Below are 15132 nucleotides of genomic sequence, written 5' to 3' on the forward strand. Positions count from 1 at the left end.
GCGGCTGGGCAGGCCACGACCGAGCGGTGGTCGCTCCGGGAGAACCGGTCACGGTAGCACGTTGTCGCTCGGAGGTTGGTACCTCCATACTCCCGTAGCCAGGCTAGCCACCTCAACTAACAGCCTATGCTGTTAGGTACCACCCAGTCATTTATTCGAGAGAGAACCCAACGCCGGACATGGACGAATCTCGGCGCCGGTTCCTGGCCGCGGCCGGGGCCGGAATCGCGTCGCTCGCTGGCTGTACCGCGCCCCGGAACGGTCCCGCGTCCGGCGGGGAGCCGTTCGTCGACCTCTACGAGTCGGTCTCGCCCGCGGTCGTCCGGCTGCGCGTGTACGACTCCCTCGGCGTCCTCGCGGAGGGATCGGGATGGCTCTACGATGACGACGTGTTGGTCACCAACGACCACGTCGTCGCCGGCGCGGAGACGGTGCGCGCACAGTTCGCCAACGGCGACTGGGTGCGTGCCGAGGTGCTGGGGAGCGACCCCTACAGCGATCTCGCGGCGCTGTCGGTCGACCCGCCGAACGGCGCCGCCGGGCTCCCGCTGCTCGACGAACAGCCGGCGGTCGGTACCCGCGTCGCCGCCGTCGGCGCGCCGCTGGGGCTGGAGGGATCGCTCACCTCCGGGGTCGTTTCGGGGGTGAACCGTACCATCTCCTCGGTCCGGAACTTCACCATCTCCGGCGCGGTCCAGACCGACGCCGCGGTCAATCCCGGCAACAGCGGCGGCCCGCTGCTCACGCTCGACGGCGAGGTGGCGGGGGTGATCACGCAGGCCGGCGCCGAGAACATCGGCTTCGCGATCAGCCCCGCGCTGACCGAGCGCGTGATCCCGGCTCTGGTCGAGACGGGGACGTTCGAGCACTCCTACCTCGGCGTGCGCATCCTCCCGGTGACACCGCTGCTCGCGGAAGCGAACGGTCTCGAGTCGGCACGCGGCGTCTACGTCGCGGCGGTTCCGACCGGCAGCCCCGCTGACGGCGTGCTGCAGGGCGGCACCGAGTCGGTGACCGTCGAGGGCTCGCCCCAGCCCACGGGCGGCGACGTGATCGTCGCACTCGACGGCCGGCGGGTCGACACTACCGGTCAGCTCGGCACGTATCTCGCACTCGAGACCAGCCCCGGCGACACCGTTTCGGTGACGGTGATCCGGGACGGCGAGCGCCGGACCGTCGACGTGACCCTGGGAACACGCCCCGACCCCCGGTAGCCGCTCACTCCTCCATCCGGTCGACGAGGTCCTCGAACTGCCGTCTCCGCCCCTCGACCGCCTCCTCGCGCAGCGCCGCCTCCTCCTCGGTCGGGCACTCGAGGTCGGGTACTTCCGTCGGCGTCCCCTCCTCGTCGAGCGCGACGAAGGTGAAGAAGGAGGCCGTCGTCTTGCGCTCCTCGCCCTCGCGGGGGTCCTCGGCGCGCACGTCGACCTTCACGTCGACGCTCGTGCGGCCGGTGTTGAACACGTACGCCTGCACCACCGCGACCTCGCCGAGGTCGATGGGCGAGATGAAGTCGACGTGGTCCATCGACGCCGTCACCACCTGCGTGTTCGAGAAGCGCATCCCCGCGATGGCGCCGGCGATGTCCATCCAGTGGAGGACGGCGCCTCCCAACGCCCGCCCGAGGTTGTTGGTGTCGTTCGGCAGGAGGAGCTCGGTCATCTCGGTGTAGGACTCCGCGAGCGTTCCCGTCTCGGTCATACGACACGCTCGGACGGGTGACCACTCAAAGCCGCCGGTCGGGTCCCGGACGAGGACCCTGGCCGTGGCCGCGCGCTAGTCGCCGTCCTCGACGCCGTCGACGCCGAGTTCCTCGGCGCTCCGGCCCGCGGCGTCGAGGACGTCGTCGGCCACCTCGATCGGGCAGTCCGTCCGGACCGCGATGGCGACGGCGTCGCTGGGCCGGGCGTCGAAGGTGAGGGGTTCCGGCTCGCCCGCCTCGTAGCGCTGGGCGTCGATCTTGGCGTAGAACGTCCCCTCCCGCAGGTCGTCGATACGCACGCGGTCGAAGGCGCCGCCGAACTCCGCCACCATCCGGACGAACAGGTCGTGGGTCAGCGGTCGATCGAACGAATCGCCGTTCAGGCCCCGCCGGATCGCGTCGGCCTGGTCGTCGGTGACGAAGACCGGGAGGTACTCGCCCCTGGCGCGCAGGAGTGCGGCCGGCACCTCCTCGCCCGACGGCGTGTCACCCGTCGCGATTCCTGTGAGTTCGGCGACGTGACTCATACTGGGTGGATTCGTTCGAACCGGCAAATAGCTGTCGCGGGGCCGAACGTTCATGCCGCCGGCCCGCCAACCCCCGACGATGGACTGTCGAGTCGTTCTGGAGGCTGCGGTCCCCGTCTACGACGTGGCGACGCCGGAGGCGGCCGTCGGCGCGGCGATCTCGAAGGTCGGAAGCTCGCTCAACCCGGAACTCTCCCACGTCGACATCGAGCCGCGGAGCCGCCGATCGCCCCGCGGCGCCGAGCTCCCGCCGGCGACCGTCGCCGCGGGCGAGGGGCTGGTCGCGCTCGAGCTCGCGATGACGGTGTACGACGTCGAGGGGGCCGACCACGCCGTCACGATCGCGCGCTCGGAGATCGGCCACCGGCTGGAGGGGATCCCGCTGGAACGCGTCTCCTGTACGCCCGTCGATGACGACGAGGGGGAGTCCGCGGAGCCAGAGCCGGCGGCTGACGAGGATGGCGATGACGCCGACGACGAGGCGACACTGCTGCCGGAGTTCGAGGAGATGGTCGAACGGCATCGGGAGTAACCGACCGCGGCGCGCACCCCGTCGCGGCCTCCGTGCCGCGACGCCGGTGCGTGATGCCGCGGTCGTGTGTAACCGTATCGTGGCGCGCACCCCGTCGCGGCCCCCGTGCCGCGACGCCGGTGCGTGATGCCGCGGTCGTGTGTAACCGTATCGTGGCGAGTCCCCCGTCGCGGCCTCCGTGCCGCGACGCCGGTGCGTGATGCCGCGGTCGTGTGAGCGAAGCCGTCGCTCGGGAACTGGTCGGTCGAGGCGGGACGCGTCTGCAGATCAGTCGGCTGTCGGCGTGACCGGCTCCTCGGTGTCGATGGAGTCGGTCAGGCCGTTAACGAGTTCGAAGACGGCGCGTTTGTGGTCGGTTTTCGAGCGGTGGATCGAGGTCGGCTGCACCCCGAACTCCCGGTAGTCGGTTAGGTCGAGTTCCGGCGTCTCCGCGTCCTCGTACTCGGCTCGGACTTCCGAGAGAAGGCCGTGGAGGTGAATGAGCTCCTGCTTCTTCATGTCCGTGCACAACTACCGGCTGGAGGGTTATAGGGTTACTTTGTGTATTGTTAACAAGGAATGGCTACAGAACGCCTGGATTCGCCGAAATCGCGGGAATTGCTAAATTCGGCGACACGACCCCCCGTCACCGTCGGCGCCGCCGAGGCGACGTCGATGCCCTCCTGCGAGTCACGACGGGTCGCGGCTGCTCGACGAGGTGTTCCAGTCGTTTCAAGTCGGTGCACCCGGAGCAACGCGTATGGAGCCCACCGATGCAGCGGCCTTGATCGAACGGGCCCGCGAGGCCCTCGACGCCGCCTACGTCCCCTACTCGGAGTACCGCGTCGGCGCCGCCGTGCTGACCGCCGACAGCGAGGTGTTCACCGGCTGCAACGTCGAGAACGCCAACTACAGCAACGCGCTCCACGCCGAGGAGGTCGCCGTCGGGAGCGCGGTCCGGGCGGGCCACCGTTCGATCGCGGCGGTCGCTGTCACCTCCGGCGAACGCGACGGCGTCACGCCCTGCGGCATGTGCCGGCAGACGCTCGCGGAGTTCGGCGACGACGACGTGCCGGTGTACTGCGACACCGGCGACGGCGAGTACAACGAGTACACGCTCGGCGAACTGATCCCCGACACGATCACGCCGGGGACGCTGGGCATCGACCCCGACGACGCGTAACCGGGGAGCGCGACAGCCCTTTGCCCCCCGGGGCCGTACGGTCGTCCATGTACGTCCGCGACGCTCGGAACCGGGACGAGGCGTGGTTACTCGACCGGATCGAGGAGATGGGGCTCGACAGCGTGGCCTTCCGCTCGCGGGACTACGTGATCGCGGTCGACGAGAGCACGAATGAGCGCGCCGGCTTCGGCCGCTACCGCATCCACAAGACCGACGAGGGCGAGGTCTGCGAACTCACGGGGATCGGCGTCGTCGACGGCTGGCGCGGCCAGGGCGTCGGCGCCCATGTGGTCGAGCGACTGATCGACCTCGCGGCCGACGAGGAGTTCGAGACGGTGTACTCCATCACCGACAGCGACGACTACCTCCGGCAGTTCGGCTTCGAGTCGGTCGATCCCGACGAGCGGCCGCCGGTGATCGCGGACCGACTCGAACAGAAACGCAGGACCGTCGGCGAGGACGTGGTCGTCGTCGCCGTCGACACCGACGCCTTCGAGATGCCCGCGGCGCTCCGCCAGCGGTTCAAGGAGGCCGAGAAGGGGGGGACCGGGAGCACCGAACCCGAGGAGACCGCGGAGGACTTCGGCATCGACGCCGACGAGGCGACCTACAAGTACGACACCGGGAACTGACAGAAAGCCTATCCCGGCGGCAGGTAACCTGCGAACGTGTCCCCGAAACGCTACCTCGGTCCCCTCCGGGCCGTCCTGTCGGTCGTCGGCGTCCTGATCCTCTGCTACGGCGTCTACTTCGGCGCGACGCTGCCCGAACCGCCGCCGAACAGCGACGGCGTCCCGACGGGGTTCGCCGTCATCTACGTCCTGCTCGTCCAGTCCGCCGGCGCACTCCTCGCACAGGTCGGCTACGCGCTCCCGGCCGGGACCGGTCGGTTCCGGTTCGGCCCGCTCGCCGACAGCCCGGCGGTCGTTCGTGCGGCCGCGGCGACGGCGCTGTTCGTCACCGCAGTCGCCCTAGTGACGGCGTTCGGGTGGGTGCTCCCCGAATCTGTCCCGCGGGTCGTCAGCGGGACGCACGCCTTCCTCTGGTTCGCTGCCGTCGCCGGGTCGGCCGTCGGGGTCGTTCTCACCGCGGTGCTCGCCGTCGGGACGGCACTCTGGCGGCTCGTGCAGGGCGAACCGGTCCTCGACGGCGCCGTGGACGGCTAGGCCGCTCCGAAACCGACAAGCGCCGCGGCCGACCATCCCCGGTATGAACCCGCTCGACCGCTACGAGCGCCTCGTCGACGACGCCGGGGCGTTCCGCGACGCCTGCGACCGACGGCTCCCCTCGGTGGTTCGGGTGAACGAACTCCGGGCCACGCCCGAGCGCACCCGTCGCGCGCTCGACGAGGCGGGCGTCACCTACGAGCCGGTGGACTGGAACGACCGGCTGCTCCGGCTCCCCGACGGCTCACCCGGCACGACGTGGCCCTACGTCCACGGCTGGCTCCACGGCCAGGAGGAGGTCTCCGCGCTGCCGGCGCTCGCGCTCGACCCCGATCCGGGCGACCGGGTCTGGGACGCCTGCGCCGCGCCGGGGAGCAAGACCTGCCACCTCGCGGATCTGATGGAGGACTCCGGCGTGCTGATCGGGAACGACAACAACCTCGGCCGGCTCTCGGCGCTCCGGCACAACGCCGAGCGACTCGGCGTGAGCAACCTGGTCGTGACCAACGAGGACGCCCGGAACTTCTCGCTCGACTCGCTGGGGATCGACGCCCTCGACGGGGCCGTCGCCGACGTGCCCTGCTCGTGTGAGGGGACCTGCCGGAAGAACCCCGACGTGCTGGAGAAGTGGTCGATGGGGCACGTCGAGAGCCTCGTCGGGATTCAGAAGGGGATCCTGCGCCGCGCGGTCGACCTCACTCGGCCGGGCGGCGAGGTGGTCTACTCCACCTGCACGTTCGCGCCCGAGGAGAACGAGGCGGTCGTCGACCACGTGCTCGCCGGGACCGACGCCGAGATGGTCGCGTGGGACGCGCCGCTCGACACGTCGCCGGGGATCACCGAGTGGGAGGACCAGCAGTTCGACGAGTCGCTGGCGAAGGCTCACCGCGTCTACCCCCACCAGAACGACACCGGCGGCTTCTTCGTCGCGAAACTCCGGGTCGGCGGCGCCGACGCCGCGACGGAGGTGGGCGAATGAGCGAGAACGATCTCGCCCAGAACGACGGCCAGCGGTTCGACCGCCTGCCCGCGACCCCCGCCGACCGCGAGGTCGAGGGCCGTGCCTCCCGCGAGGAGGTCGTCGACTGGTGGCAGGACCGCTTCGCTGTCCCGCCGGAAACCTTCGAGGACGTGACGTTCTGGGAGAAAGGGTCGGGGAAGATCTGGGCGTTCAGCGCCGACCTCCCCTCCCCCGTGCGAGTCGAGGGGCTGGGGATCACCCTCCTCCGGACTCGCCAGGAGCACTGGAAACCCACCACGACCGGCGTGAAGCGCTTCGGCCGCGACGCGACCGAGAACGTGATCGACCTCGAACCCGGCGAGGCCGCGGCGTTCGCGACGGGCCACGACCAGCAGCTCGACCGCTGGGACGGCGACTGGGGCTACCTGATCGCCGCCCACGAACTCGCGGGCGAGCGCGAGCCGATCGGCGTCGGGCTCTACCTCCACGGCGAACTCCGATCGCGGGTGCCGAAGGGCTACCAGGAAGACCTCGCAGTCCTGGAGTAGCTACTTCTCCCGTACGGTTCCACCGCTGAGCCCCTCCCACTCGACGCGGTAGCCCATCGCCGACAGCGCCGTGGAGGCGTCGGTGAGGCCGTACGTCGCCAACGCCTCCTCCGCCTCGGCCAGAGCCATCCCGGCGTCGATCCCCTCGCTCGCCTCCTCGAGGACTGCGGGCCGGACGAGCGTCCGCCCGACCAGGCGGTGCTCCGGGAACGACTTCCCCTCGACGGCGTCGACGCTCACGCCGTACTCCGCGGCCAGTTCTCCCAACCCAACAGCGTCGGCGTCCGGGACGATCGCCCCCGGGAGGGAGTCCGCGGCGTCGGCCACCAGCTCGTCCTCGAACTCCCGGAGGGCGTCCACCACGTCCTTCACCCGGACCGAGCCCGAGTAGGGGATCGCACGGTGGTCGTGGGCCTCGATCGCCTCGCTGGCGGCCAGGGACTCGTCGACGGCGACCAGGAGCTCCACGTCCTCGACCGTCTCCAGCTGCGAGAGCTTCTTCTCGACGTACTCGGGGGTCCAGAACCCCATGATCTCGAAGTAGACGCGGAAGCGGTCGGCGACTGGTTCCGCCTCGGCGCCGGCGGGCGCGTAGTCGAACGCGAAGTCCGGGATCATCACGCGGGGCCCCGTCTCAAGCGGCTCGGGCTCGCGCACGAGATCCCAATCCGTGTCGAGACTCTCGAAGGTGGCCGCGAACTCCGCCTCCACCGCGGAGTCGTAGGTCGGCTCCGCGACCGGTTCGACGCCCGGCACCGACACGTCGGCGTCGGTCAGCGTCATCGTCCGCTCGCGGCCGCGGTCGTCGATGGTGGCCGAGAGCCGCCAGTCGTCGGTCTTCGCGACCGAGCGCAGCAGCCGGGCGAAGGCGGTGCCGTAGCGCCGGGTGGCGCGGAACAGCGAGTCCGGCCCGGTGACAACCAACTCCCGCCCCTCGTCGGTCTGCCGGACCTCGTACATCAGTCCGAGCCGTTTGACCGCGCGCACGAGGTCGGCGGGCTCCGAGGAGCGGACCCGGACCTCGGTCGCGTCGAACAGCGCGGTCTGGGCCAGCGAGAGGTCGTACTGCTCGAGCAGCGTCTCGGGGTCCCAGCGCGGCTCGAACGACGCGAGGATCCGGTTCTCCTCGCGGTCGGCGTACAGCGACTGCTCGACGGTGGCGGCGTCGACGCCCAGTCGATCGGCGGCCGCCGAGAGCGCTTCGGCGCGCTCGGGCTCGCTGGCGACGCCGACCGACTCGGCGCTCTCGAAGGCGACCCGGCGGGTTCGACGTGGGGGGACCTCGGCGCGGGTCTCGAACGTCGCGTCGCGCTCCAGCAGCGCCGCCAGCCCGCGGACCAGTTTGAACGAGTCGGCCCCGCGTTCGGCCGCCTCGAGTGCCTCCCGGAGCCGCGCTCGGCGTTCGCCGACGTGGCCCTGGAACGTTCCGAGCAGGCTCGCTGCCAGCGCGCGGTCGCCCGCGTCGGTGAACTGGGGGTAGTAGCCCCCACCCGCTCGCGACACCCGGAGGTGGTCCTTCCGCAGCACGGGCGGAGTTGGCGTCGCGGGCCTAAAACGCCGCCGGAGCGATTCGTCCCGGCGTTCAAGTACGAGGACGGGACCAACCCCATCGTCCGCTGAGTATGGCCGCGGGGCGGCCGAGGCGGGAGCGTGGTTCGAGAGACGCAAAGCGTCTCTCGTCATCACGAAAATCTTCGATTTTCGAACGACGGCGAACCCCCCGCGGAGCGACATCGCCGCCTGTTCGCACGAACACGGCCGACAGTGGCTTAGGGGAACGCTGATTGTCTCCCCCGCCACAGGTCTGCCCGTGCAGCGACGCCAGTTCCTCGCGCTGGGCGCGGTCGGGCTCGCCGGCTGTGTGAGCGCCAGCGACGGCTCCGGGCCGCGGAACCCGCCGACGACGCCCGAGGGTGGCGGGCCGATCGAGGACACGCGCAGCCTCCGGATCGTCGACGGGGTGCCGCGCGAGGGCGAGGACGGGGCGCTCGTGCTCGCGATCACCGTCGAGAACACCGCCGAGGGCACGCGCAGCGATACGCTCGTCGCGAGAGCGACCGTCGAGACCGACGACGGGAGCGCCGAGTACGAGACCAGCCGGAAGGTCTCCCTCGACGCCGGCAGCGAGGCCGAGGTCGAACTCGTCTTCGACGTTGCCTACGAGGCGTGGGCGGGCGGCGGCGGGCTCTCCTACGGCTGGGAGGGCCAGCTCTAGCGGCGGCGCTCGGCGACGCGCTCCTCGGCCGTCTCCTCGCTGACGACCTCGTAGAGCAGCGCCCCTGGCCCGTCCTCGGTCGGTCGGAGGATCCGCCCCAGGCGCTGGGTGAACTCCCGCTCGCTCCCCGAGCCGGCGAGGAGGACCGCGACGTTCGCGTCCGGCACGTCGACGCCCTCGTCGAGCACGTTCGCGGTGACGACGCGGGAGTACTCACCGGAGCGGAAGCGGTCGAGGACCTCCCGGCGCTCGGCGGCGCCGGTCTCGTTGGTGATCGCCGGGAGGAGATAGCGCTCGGAGAGCCGGTACACCAGGTCCGTGCTCGCAGTAAAGACGATCACCCGGTCGTCGCGGTGGCGGTCCAGCAGCCGGCCGAGTTCGTCGACCTTCCGGTCCGCCTCGCGGACGATCCGCCGCGCGCGCTGCTTGGCCAGCAGCGCCTCGCGCGCTTCGGGATCGCGGCCCGACCGCTTCACGAGCTCCCGGTAGTCGCTCCCGCGGTTCATCGAGATCCCGGAGCGTTTGAGGTAGTCGACGAACGTCTCCTGGGCTTCCTCGTAGGCCTCGCGTTCCCCGGAAGTCAGATCGACCTCGATCCGGCGGATCTCGTACTCGGCGAGGTGGTCGCCCGCGAGGTCGTCGGGGTCGAGGCTGTAGGCTCGCGGGCCGATGAGGTCGACGATCGCCTCGTGGGCGCCGTCGGGGCGCTCGAACGTCGCGGTCAGGCCGAGGCGGGCGGGCGCCGCGAGCAGCCGCGCGATCCCGCGGTACCCCTCGCCGCCGAGGTGGTGGACTTCGTCGAAGACGACGAAGCCGAACGCCCCGCCCACGTCGTCGGCTTTCAGGTACGCCGAGTCGTACGTGGAGACGGTGATCGCCTCCCGGCGCTGCTTGCCGCCGCCGAACTGCCCGATCGGCACGTCGAACTCCGCCTCGAGTTCGCGGCGCCACTGTTCCAGCAGGTCGATCGTCGGCACGACCACCAGCGTCGGGACGCCGAGTTCCGCCATCGCGGCGATGGCGAGCACGGTCTTTCCCGCGCCGGTGGGGAGTTCGACGACGCCGCGGTCGCCGGCGTCGTGCCACGCGGTCAGTGCGTCCTGCTGGTACTCCCGGAGTTGGTACCGCGTCGACAGCGAGAGCGGTTCGGTGTCGAGCACGCGGTCGCGGTACGCGACGCCGCGGTCGTCGAGCGCCGCCCGGAGGTCGGCGTAGCGGTACGCGGGGGCGCGGTACCCGCCGCTTCGCTCGTCACGTTCGAGGGACTCGCAGTCGGCGGCGAGTTCGGCGAGCGTCGAGGCGCCCTCGTCGCCGTCGCTCACGATCCTGACCGTCCCGTCATCGAACCGGAGCGTGAGCGTCACACCCGGCGTTGGCCGCCGTGGCGCTTGTGGATTTCGGGGTCGCTTCGAACGGTTTACCCGCTCGGCACCGGTACGCCGGGTATGAGCGACGATCCCGAGCGGGCGGTCGAGGCGTTCCTCGACGCCGCCGACACCGTCTACGGCGAGTACGAACAGGGCTACATGAACGCCGACGTGGCGCTCTCGCAGTTGGAGACGCGGATCGAGACGTTGCGCGAGTCAGTCGAGGAGTAGCGCTACTCGCTGATCAGGCCGCGTACGTACTCCACGTTCTCCGCGAACGCCCCGTCGGTCCGATCCCGCGGGCGGTCGAGGTCAACGTCGACGATCTCCTGGACGTGCCCGGGGCCGGCGCCCATCACGACGATCCGGTCGGCCAGCGTCACCGCCTCGTCGACGTCGTGGGTGACGAACAGCACGGTCTTCCCCGTCTCCTCCCAGACCGACAGCAGTTCCTCGTGGAGCATCGAGCGCGTCTGTGCGTCCACGCTGCCGAAGGGCTCGTCCATCAGCAGGATCTCGGGGTCGACCGCGAGCGCCCGGGCGATGCCGACGCGCTGTTTCATCCCGCCCGAGAGCTCCGTGGGGTAGGCCTCGTCGAACGCCTCGAGCCCCACGAGGTCGAGCATCGCGTCGACGCGCTCCTCGCGCGCCTCGGCGTCGATGGCCTGTTGCTCGAGCCCGAACGCGACGTTCCCGCGGACGGTCCGCCACGGGAACAGGTGGTACTCCTGGAAGACGATGCCGAGGTCCGGCGACGGTTCGGTCACCGGCGCGCCGGACAGGCGGACCTGGCCGCTGGTGGCTGACTCCAGCCCGCCGATGATCCGGAACAGCGTGGTCTTCCCACAGCCGGAGGGGCCGACGACGCAGACGAACTCGCCGTCGTCGACCGCGAACTCCACGTCCTCGAGCGCCTGTACCCCGCCGTCGTCGCGGTCGTACAGCTTCGAGACGCCGTCGACGACGACGCGCCGATCGTCCTCACTCATTGCCACGCCAACACCCGGTTCTGGACCGCGCCGACGCCGGTGTCGAGCACGAGGTACACGAGGCTCATCAGCAGGATGTACGCCAGCACGGCGTCGACCGAGAGGTTCTGGGAGGCGGTGTAGAGCTCCCGGCCGACGCCGGGGACGCCCATGAGCTCGGCCGCGATGATGAGCATCCAGCACCGGCCGATCCCGGTCCGGATCCCCGTGATGATCTCCGGCAGCGCCGCCGGGAGTACGACCTTCCGGATCAGGCCGAGGTCGGTGTCGACGCCCAGCGACTTCGCCACGTCGAGGAACTCCTCGGAGACGCCGTCGACGCCGCCGTAGGCCGCGTAGTAGTTGATCCAGAACGCGCCCGCGGCGATGATGAAGGCGGCGCCGGCGTGGTTCAGTCCGATCCAGGCGATCGCGAACCCGATCAGCGCCAGCGGCGGCACCGGCCGGAGCACACGGACGAGGGGTGTCGCGAGGTCGTCGGCGAGGTCGCTGTAGGCCATCGTCACGCCGAGGGCGATCCCCAGGGTGGTGCCGACGACGGTTCCCGGGAGCCAGTGGGTGACACTCGCGACGAGGGCCGTCCCCATCGCGCCCGACCGGAGTTCGACGACGAACACATCGGCGACGGCCCGCGGCGAGGGGAGGACGTACGGCGGGTTGAACCGCGACGCGACCTCCCAGAGCAGGAGGAAGCCGAGGACGCCCAGCGCGCCCAGCAGGAGGCGTCGACGGTCGACGCCGCCGCCGACGTCGGTCCCGAAGTCGGTTTCGAGGCTCGTGCTCATTCCAGCCCGTCGTAGAGCGAGTAGTCGAAGATCTGGTCGATTCCCAGCTCCGCGTCCGTCTTGCCGAGATCGGCGGCGTACGACGCGAACACCTCGGTCCCGTCCTCGATGACGTGGGGATCGGTGACGAAGTTCGACAGCGGCGACTCCATCGCCTGCTTCGCGGCGGCGGGCGCGAGCGAGGACTCGCCGATGACGCTGCTCGCGTGCTCGGCTGCGGTGTCGCGGTTCGACCGGACGAACTCGGTCGCCCGCTGGTGCTCGCGGACGAACGCCGCCCCGGCGTCGCCGTCCCGAACGTCGTCGCTCATCAGCGTCACCGCCGCGGGCTGGCCGGGCATGAACTCGCCGGAGGTGGCGACGAACTCGTAGGGGAGTCCATCGTTCCGGATCTTCGTCGGTACCGGCTCCATGATCGACGTGCCGTCGACCTCGTCGTTCGCCAGACCCTGGAACACCGCGTTCGCACCTCCGAGTCCCGTGATTTCGACGTGATCGTTGCTAGCTGGGTCGATCCCGAGTTCGTCGGAGAGCCAGTAGCGCAGCAGGATGTCCGGCACCGAGCCCTCGGGGAACGTGCCGAACTCGAAGGGGCGGCCCTTCTCGTCGGCCCACTGCGCGAAGGAGTCCGCGGGGCTCTCGGGGTCCCACATCGCCGCGAACTCCTCGTGGCCGAGGATCCCCATCGGCTCCTGGATGTTGGCGGCGACGACCTGCGCGGCGATCCCGCGGTCGATCACGATCATCGCGGGCACGATGCCGAACATCGCCACGTCGATCTCGCCGGAGGCGTACGCCTGCACGATGTCGGGGCCGCTCGAGAACTCCTTGGCGTCGACGGGGACCGGCAGTTCGTCGAGGTACCCCTCCTCCTCCATCACGAAGTACTGCATGTCGGGGTAGATCGGCATGTACGCCACGGTCAGGTCGTCGGTGCCCCCGCCGCTGCCGCCGAGACAGCCGGCCAGCCCGAACGTCGCCGCCGCACCGGTCGCTTTCAGCGCGTCGCGCCGCGAGAAACTGCGGTATCGATCGCTCATTACGCCCGGTTGTCGCGCTCGGGTTAACTCCCCGCCGCCCTCGGCGAGAACCTCGCCGCGTCGACGACGGACCCGTTCGGCTGTACGCCCTCGTAGTCTCGCCTGCAGTGGCCCTCGCGCCGATCACTGCGGAATCCTGCCGTCGTGGAAACCGGACAGTGATGCCGATACCGCTGCCCGCCGGAGAGGAACCATTAACGCGCTCGCCGCCGACGCCGTGGGTATGCCCCAGTTCTCCGACCGCGTGGAGCGTATCAGCATCTCCGGGATCCGGGAAGTGTTCGAGGCCGCCGGCGAGGACGCCATCAACCTCGGCCTCGGCCAGCCGGATTTCCCGACGCCGGAGCACGCCCGCCAGGGCGCCGTCGACGCCGTCGAGGCCGGGAAGGCGGACGCCTACACCGGCAACAAGGGGATCCCGGAGCTCCGGGAGGCGATCGTCCGGAAGCACGAACGGGACCTCGGCCTCGACTACGACCCCGAGCAGGTCATCGCCACCGCCGGCGGGAGCGAGGCGCTCCACATCGCGCTGGAGGCCCACGTCGGCCCGGGCGACGAGGTGATCATCCCCGACCCGGGCTTCGTCGCCTACGACGCGCTGACGAAGCTGACCGGTGCGGAGCCGGTGCCGGTCCCGGTTCGCGACGACCTCACGATCGACCCCGCGGCCATCGAGGACGCGATCACCGAGGACACCGCGGCCTTCGTCGTCAACAGCCCCGGCAACCCGACCGGCGCGGTCTCGCCGCTCTCGGACGTGAAGGCGTTCGCCCGGATCGCCGAGGAACACGACCTGCTCTGTGTCTCCGACGAGGTGTACGGCCGCATCGTCTTCGACGGCGACCATCGCTCGCCCGCGGAGTTCGCGCCCGAGCAGACCGTCGTCGTCGACGCCTGCTCGAAGACGTACTCGATGACGGGCTGGCGGCTGGGCTGGGTCGCGGCCGCACCCGAGCGCGTCGAGCGCATGCTGCGCGTCCACCAGTACGTGCAGGCCTGCGCGTCGGCGCCGGCCCAGTACGCTGCCGAGGCCGCACTCTCCGGGCCACAGGCCGTGGTGACGGGGATGGTCGACACGTTCGAGGAGCGCCGGGATCTGGTCGTCGACGGGCTCCGAGATATCGGCCTCGACGTGCCCACGCCGGAGGGAGCGTTCTACGTGATGCCGGAAGTGCCCGAGGGGTTCGTCGACGAGTGCATCGACCGTGGCGTCGTCATCGTGCCGGGCGAGGCGTTCGGCGACGCCGGCGAGGGGTACGCCCGGCTCTCCTACGCGACGGCGACCGAGGAACTGGAGGAGGCGCTGTCGATCATGGAGGAGGCGTACGAGGCGGTTCGCTGACCTACTGATACATCCCGGTTCGGGACACCTGCGAGGACTTGTGCTGGTCGGCCTGCTGCATCTGCTTGGCCAGTTCCTTGCGGCGCTCCATGATCTGCTCCGCCTCCTCGAGCAGTCGCTCCGTCTCGACCTCGACCCCGGCGACGGGGTTGATTCCCTGGGTGATCAGCGCGTGGGCGCCCTGTGGGTCCGGGAACCGCGGGTCGGTGTCGACCATCAGCCCCACGGCGTCGACGCCCTCGTCGGCGGCCTCCGAGAGCAGCGCACCGGGCGGGCCGGAGATCATCCCGCTGTCGTCGGGCGGCGAGACCGAAGCCTCGTCGAGGCGGTCCTGGCCCTCGCCGACGCCGATCCCCTCGATCGAGGGGACCTCGTCGGCGCCCCGTTCGGCCGGGAGGCCGCCGAGGTAGATGGGCAGCACGTCGTGTTCGACGATCCACTCGGTGAGGCGCTCGGTGAACAGCGGCGCGTCCATCACGTGGACCGGTACGTCGCTGCGGAGCGCGATCAGCTCCTCGTCGTCGTCGACGTAGAGCCGGATGGGCGAGTTCACGTCCCGCTCGGACCCGTCGAACACCGTCACCGGTGGGATGCCCTCCCCGCTGACGCTGGCGAACTCCGTCATCTCCCGACTGTCGATCACGTGGTCGGTCGCGATCTTCCCGACCAGGCCGACGCCCGGCATCCCCTCGATCAGCGTCGCACCCGTCGGGTCGACCGAGTCGTCGGTCACGCGGATTTCGACCATGGCATAACTGTCGGCTGCCTCATGGAAGTGCGTTGTGGCGACGGGGAC

General features: G+C 70.4%; 19 protein-coding genes. 10 read left to right on the plus strand and 9 right to left on the minus strand.

Features of this window, described 5'->3' with window-relative positions:
* Window positions 1-179: 179 nt before the first annotated feature.
* Entirely contained in the window at window positions 180-1214 is a 1035-nt protein-coding gene (locus tag BMZ83_RS06695; protein ID WP_074876937.1) for a S1C family serine protease, read from the plus strand.
* 4 nt (window positions 1215-1218) lie between these two features.
* Here BMZ83_RS06695 and BMZ83_RS06700 read toward each other — a convergent pair whose 3' ends face one another.
* Window positions 1219-1701: an acyl-CoA thioesterase gene (locus BMZ83_RS06700; RefSeq protein WP_074876940.1), complete on the minus strand. Its 483-nt coding sequence runs from the start codon at window positions 1699-1701 to the stop codon at window positions 1219-1221.
* A 75-nt stretch (window positions 1702-1776) separates the two neighbouring features.
* Window positions 1777-2229 (minus strand): bifunctional nuclease family protein, encoded by a 453-nt coding sequence (locus tag BMZ83_RS06705; protein ID WP_074876942.1) that lies wholly within the window; start codon window positions 2227-2229, stop codon window positions 1777-1779.
* A gap of 79 nt (window positions 2230-2308) precedes the next feature.
* On the opposite strand from BMZ83_RS06705, the gene BMZ83_RS06710 reads away from it, so the two are divergent.
* The gene (locus BMZ83_RS06710; protein ID WP_074876945.1) at window positions 2309-2761 is read left to right on the plus strand and encodes a DUF555 domain-containing protein; all 453 of its coding nucleotides are present in this window, start codon (window positions 2309-2311) and stop codon (window positions 2759-2761) included.
* Between the two features lie 267 nt (window positions 2762-3028).
* On the opposite strand, the gene BMZ83_RS06715 is transcribed toward BMZ83_RS06710, so the two are convergent.
* Entirely contained in the window at window positions 3029-3259 is a 231-nt protein-coding gene (locus tag BMZ83_RS06715; RefSeq protein ID WP_074876947.1) for a UPF0058 family protein, read from the minus strand.
* A 187-nt stretch (window positions 3260-3446) separates the two neighbouring features.
* Between BMZ83_RS06715 and cdd the strand changes: the two genes are divergently transcribed.
* Genes cdd through BMZ83_RS06740 form a run of 5 tightly spaced genes read left to right on the plus strand, consistent with a single transcriptional unit; the run spans window position 3447 to window position 6598 of the window.
* Entirely contained in the window at window positions 3447-3923 is a 477-nt protein-coding gene (gene cdd, locus BMZ83_RS06720; protein ID WP_174955610.1) for a cytidine deaminase, read from the plus strand.
* Window positions 3924-3970: 47 nt separating this feature from the next.
* The gene (locus BMZ83_RS06725; RefSeq protein ID WP_074876952.1) at window positions 3971-4555 is read left to right on the plus strand and encodes a GNAT family N-acetyltransferase; all 585 of its coding nucleotides are present in this window, start codon (window positions 3971-3973) and stop codon (window positions 4553-4555) included.
* Window positions 4556-4591: 36 nt separating this feature from the next.
* Window positions 4592-5089, plus strand: coding sequence for a hypothetical protein (locus tag BMZ83_RS06730; RefSeq protein WP_074876954.1), 498 nt, complete (start codon window positions 4592-4594; stop codon window positions 5087-5089).
* Window positions 5090-5132: 43 nt separating this feature from the next.
* A complete protein-coding gene (locus BMZ83_RS06735; RefSeq protein ID WP_074876956.1) occupies window positions 5133-6068 on the plus strand; it encodes an RsmB/NOP family class I SAM-dependent RNA methyltransferase in 936 nt (311 codons plus the stop codon).
* Complete coding sequence (locus BMZ83_RS06740; protein WP_074876957.1) at window positions 6065-6598, plus strand: DUF7122 family protein; 534 nt, start codon at window positions 6065-6067, stop codon at window positions 6596-6598. The genes BMZ83_RS06735 and BMZ83_RS06740 overlap by 4 nt, the downstream gene beginning before the upstream one ends.
* On the opposite strand, the gene BMZ83_RS06745 is transcribed toward BMZ83_RS06740, so the two are convergent.
* Window positions 6599-8125, minus strand: a complete 1527-nt coding sequence (locus tag BMZ83_RS06745; protein WP_074876959.1) for a DUF790 family protein — start codon at window positions 8123-8125, stop codon at window positions 6599-6601.
* Window positions 8126-8408: 283 nt separating this feature from the next.
* On the opposite strand from BMZ83_RS06745, the gene BMZ83_RS06750 reads away from it, so the two are divergent.
* Window positions 8409-8813, plus strand: coding sequence for a hypothetical protein (locus BMZ83_RS06750; RefSeq protein ID WP_074876960.1), 405 nt, complete (start codon window positions 8409-8411; stop codon window positions 8811-8813).
* On the opposite strand, the gene BMZ83_RS06755 is transcribed toward BMZ83_RS06750, so the two are convergent.
* Entirely contained in the window at window positions 8810-10177 is a 1368-nt protein-coding gene (locus tag BMZ83_RS06755; protein WP_074876962.1) for a DEAD/DEAH box helicase family protein, read from the minus strand. The two genes, BMZ83_RS06750 and BMZ83_RS06755, sit on opposite strands and share 4 nt — an antisense overlap.
* 81 nt (window positions 10178-10258) lie before the next feature.
* On the opposite strand from BMZ83_RS06755, the gene BMZ83_RS16800 reads away from it, so the two are divergent.
* Window positions 10259-10411: a hypothetical protein gene (locus BMZ83_RS16800; protein WP_166623219.1), complete on the plus strand. Its 153-nt coding sequence runs from the start codon at window positions 10259-10261 to the stop codon at window positions 10409-10411.
* A 2-nt stretch (window positions 10412-10413) separates the two neighbouring features.
* Here BMZ83_RS16800 and BMZ83_RS06760 read toward each other — a convergent pair whose 3' ends face one another.
* From BMZ83_RS06760 to BMZ83_RS06770, 3 genes are read right to left on the minus strand one after another with little or no spacing between them, the layout of a single operon-like run.
* Window positions 10414-11169 (minus strand): ABC transporter ATP-binding protein, encoded by a 756-nt coding sequence (locus BMZ83_RS06760; RefSeq protein WP_074876964.1) that lies wholly within the window; start codon window positions 11167-11169, stop codon window positions 10414-10416.
* Window positions 11166-11954 (minus strand): ABC transporter permease, encoded by a 789-nt coding sequence (locus BMZ83_RS06765; protein WP_074876966.1) that lies wholly within the window; start codon window positions 11952-11954, stop codon window positions 11166-11168. The genes BMZ83_RS06760 and BMZ83_RS06765 overlap by 4 nt, the downstream gene beginning before the upstream one ends.
* On the minus strand, window positions 11951-12994 hold the full coding sequence (locus BMZ83_RS06770) for an ABC transporter substrate-binding protein (protein WP_074876969.1): 1044 nt from the start codon (window positions 12992-12994) through the stop codon (window positions 11951-11953). Before BMZ83_RS06770 ends, BMZ83_RS06765 begins: the two co-directional genes overlap by 4 nt.
* Window positions 12995-13217: 223 nt before the next feature.
* Here BMZ83_RS06770 and BMZ83_RS06775 point away from each other — a divergent pair, with 223 nt between their 5' ends.
* Entirely contained in the window at window positions 13218-14336 is a 1119-nt protein-coding gene (locus BMZ83_RS06775; protein ID WP_074876971.1) for a pyridoxal phosphate-dependent aminotransferase, read from the plus strand.
* 1 nt (window position 14337) lies between these two features.
* On the opposite strand, the gene BMZ83_RS06780 is transcribed toward BMZ83_RS06775, so the two are convergent.
* The gene (locus BMZ83_RS06780) at window positions 14338-15084 is read right to left on the minus strand and encodes a proteasome assembly chaperone family protein (RefSeq protein ID WP_074876973.1); all 747 of its coding nucleotides are present in this window, start codon (window positions 15082-15084) and stop codon (window positions 14338-14340) included.
* Window positions 15085-15132 lie beyond the last annotated feature (48 nt).

It is taken from the genome of Halolamina pelagica, assembly GCF_900115675.1.
GTDB lineage: Archaea > Halobacteriota > Halobacteria > Halobacteriales > Haloferacaceae > Halolamina > Halolamina pelagica.

Excerpts from the sequence above, each read along its gene's own strand:
- BMZ83_RS06695 (WP_074876937.1), top strand. The coding sequence starts at position 180 with ATGGACGAATCTCGGCGCCGGTTCCTGGCCGCGGCCGGGGCCGGAATC.
- BMZ83_RS06700 (WP_074876940.1), bottom strand. The coding sequence starts at position 1,701 with ATGACCGAGACGGGAACGCTCGCGGAGTCCTACACCGAGATGACCGAG.
- BMZ83_RS06705 (WP_074876942.1), bottom strand. The coding sequence starts at position 2,229 with ATGAGTCACGTCGCCGAACTCACAGGAATCGCGACGGGTGACACGCCG.
- BMZ83_RS06710 (WP_074876945.1), top strand. The coding sequence starts at position 2,309 with ATGGACTGTCGAGTCGTTCTGGAGGCTGCGGTCCCCGTCTACGACGTG.
- BMZ83_RS06715 (WP_074876947.1), bottom strand. The coding sequence starts at position 3,259 with ATGAAGAAGCAGGAGCTCATTCACCTCCACGGCCTTCTCTCGGAAGTC.
- BMZ83_RS06725 (WP_074876952.1), top strand. The coding sequence starts at position 3,971 with ATGTACGTCCGCGACGCTCGGAACCGGGACGAGGCGTGGTTACTCGAC.
- BMZ83_RS06735 (WP_074876956.1), top strand. The coding sequence starts at position 5,133 with ATGAACCCGCTCGACCGCTACGAGCGCCTCGTCGACGACGCCGGGGCG.
- BMZ83_RS06740 (WP_074876957.1), top strand. The coding sequence starts at position 6,065 with ATGAGCGAGAACGATCTCGCCCAGAACGACGGCCAGCGGTTCGACCGC.
- BMZ83_RS16800 (WP_166623219.1), top strand. The coding sequence starts at position 10,259 with ATGAGCGACGATCCCGAGCGGGCGGTCGAGGCGTTCCTCGACGCCGCC.
- BMZ83_RS06760 (WP_074876964.1), bottom strand. The coding sequence starts at position 11,169 with ATGAGTGAGGACGATCGGCGCGTCGTCGTCGACGGCGTCTCGAAGCTG.
- BMZ83_RS06765 (WP_074876966.1), bottom strand. The coding sequence starts at position 11,954 with ATGAGCACGAGCCTCGAAACCGACTTCGGGACCGACGTCGGCGGCGGC.
- BMZ83_RS06770 (WP_074876969.1), bottom strand. The coding sequence starts at position 12,994 with ATGAGCGATCGATACCGCAGTTTCTCGCGGCGCGACGCGCTGAAAGCG.
- BMZ83_RS06775 (WP_074876971.1), top strand. The coding sequence starts at position 13,218 with ATGCCCCAGTTCTCCGACCGCGTGGAGCGTATCAGCATCTCCGGGATC.
- BMZ83_RS06780 (WP_074876973.1), bottom strand. The coding sequence starts at position 15,084 with ATGGTCGAAATCCGCGTGACCGACGACTCGGTCGACCCGACGGGTGCG.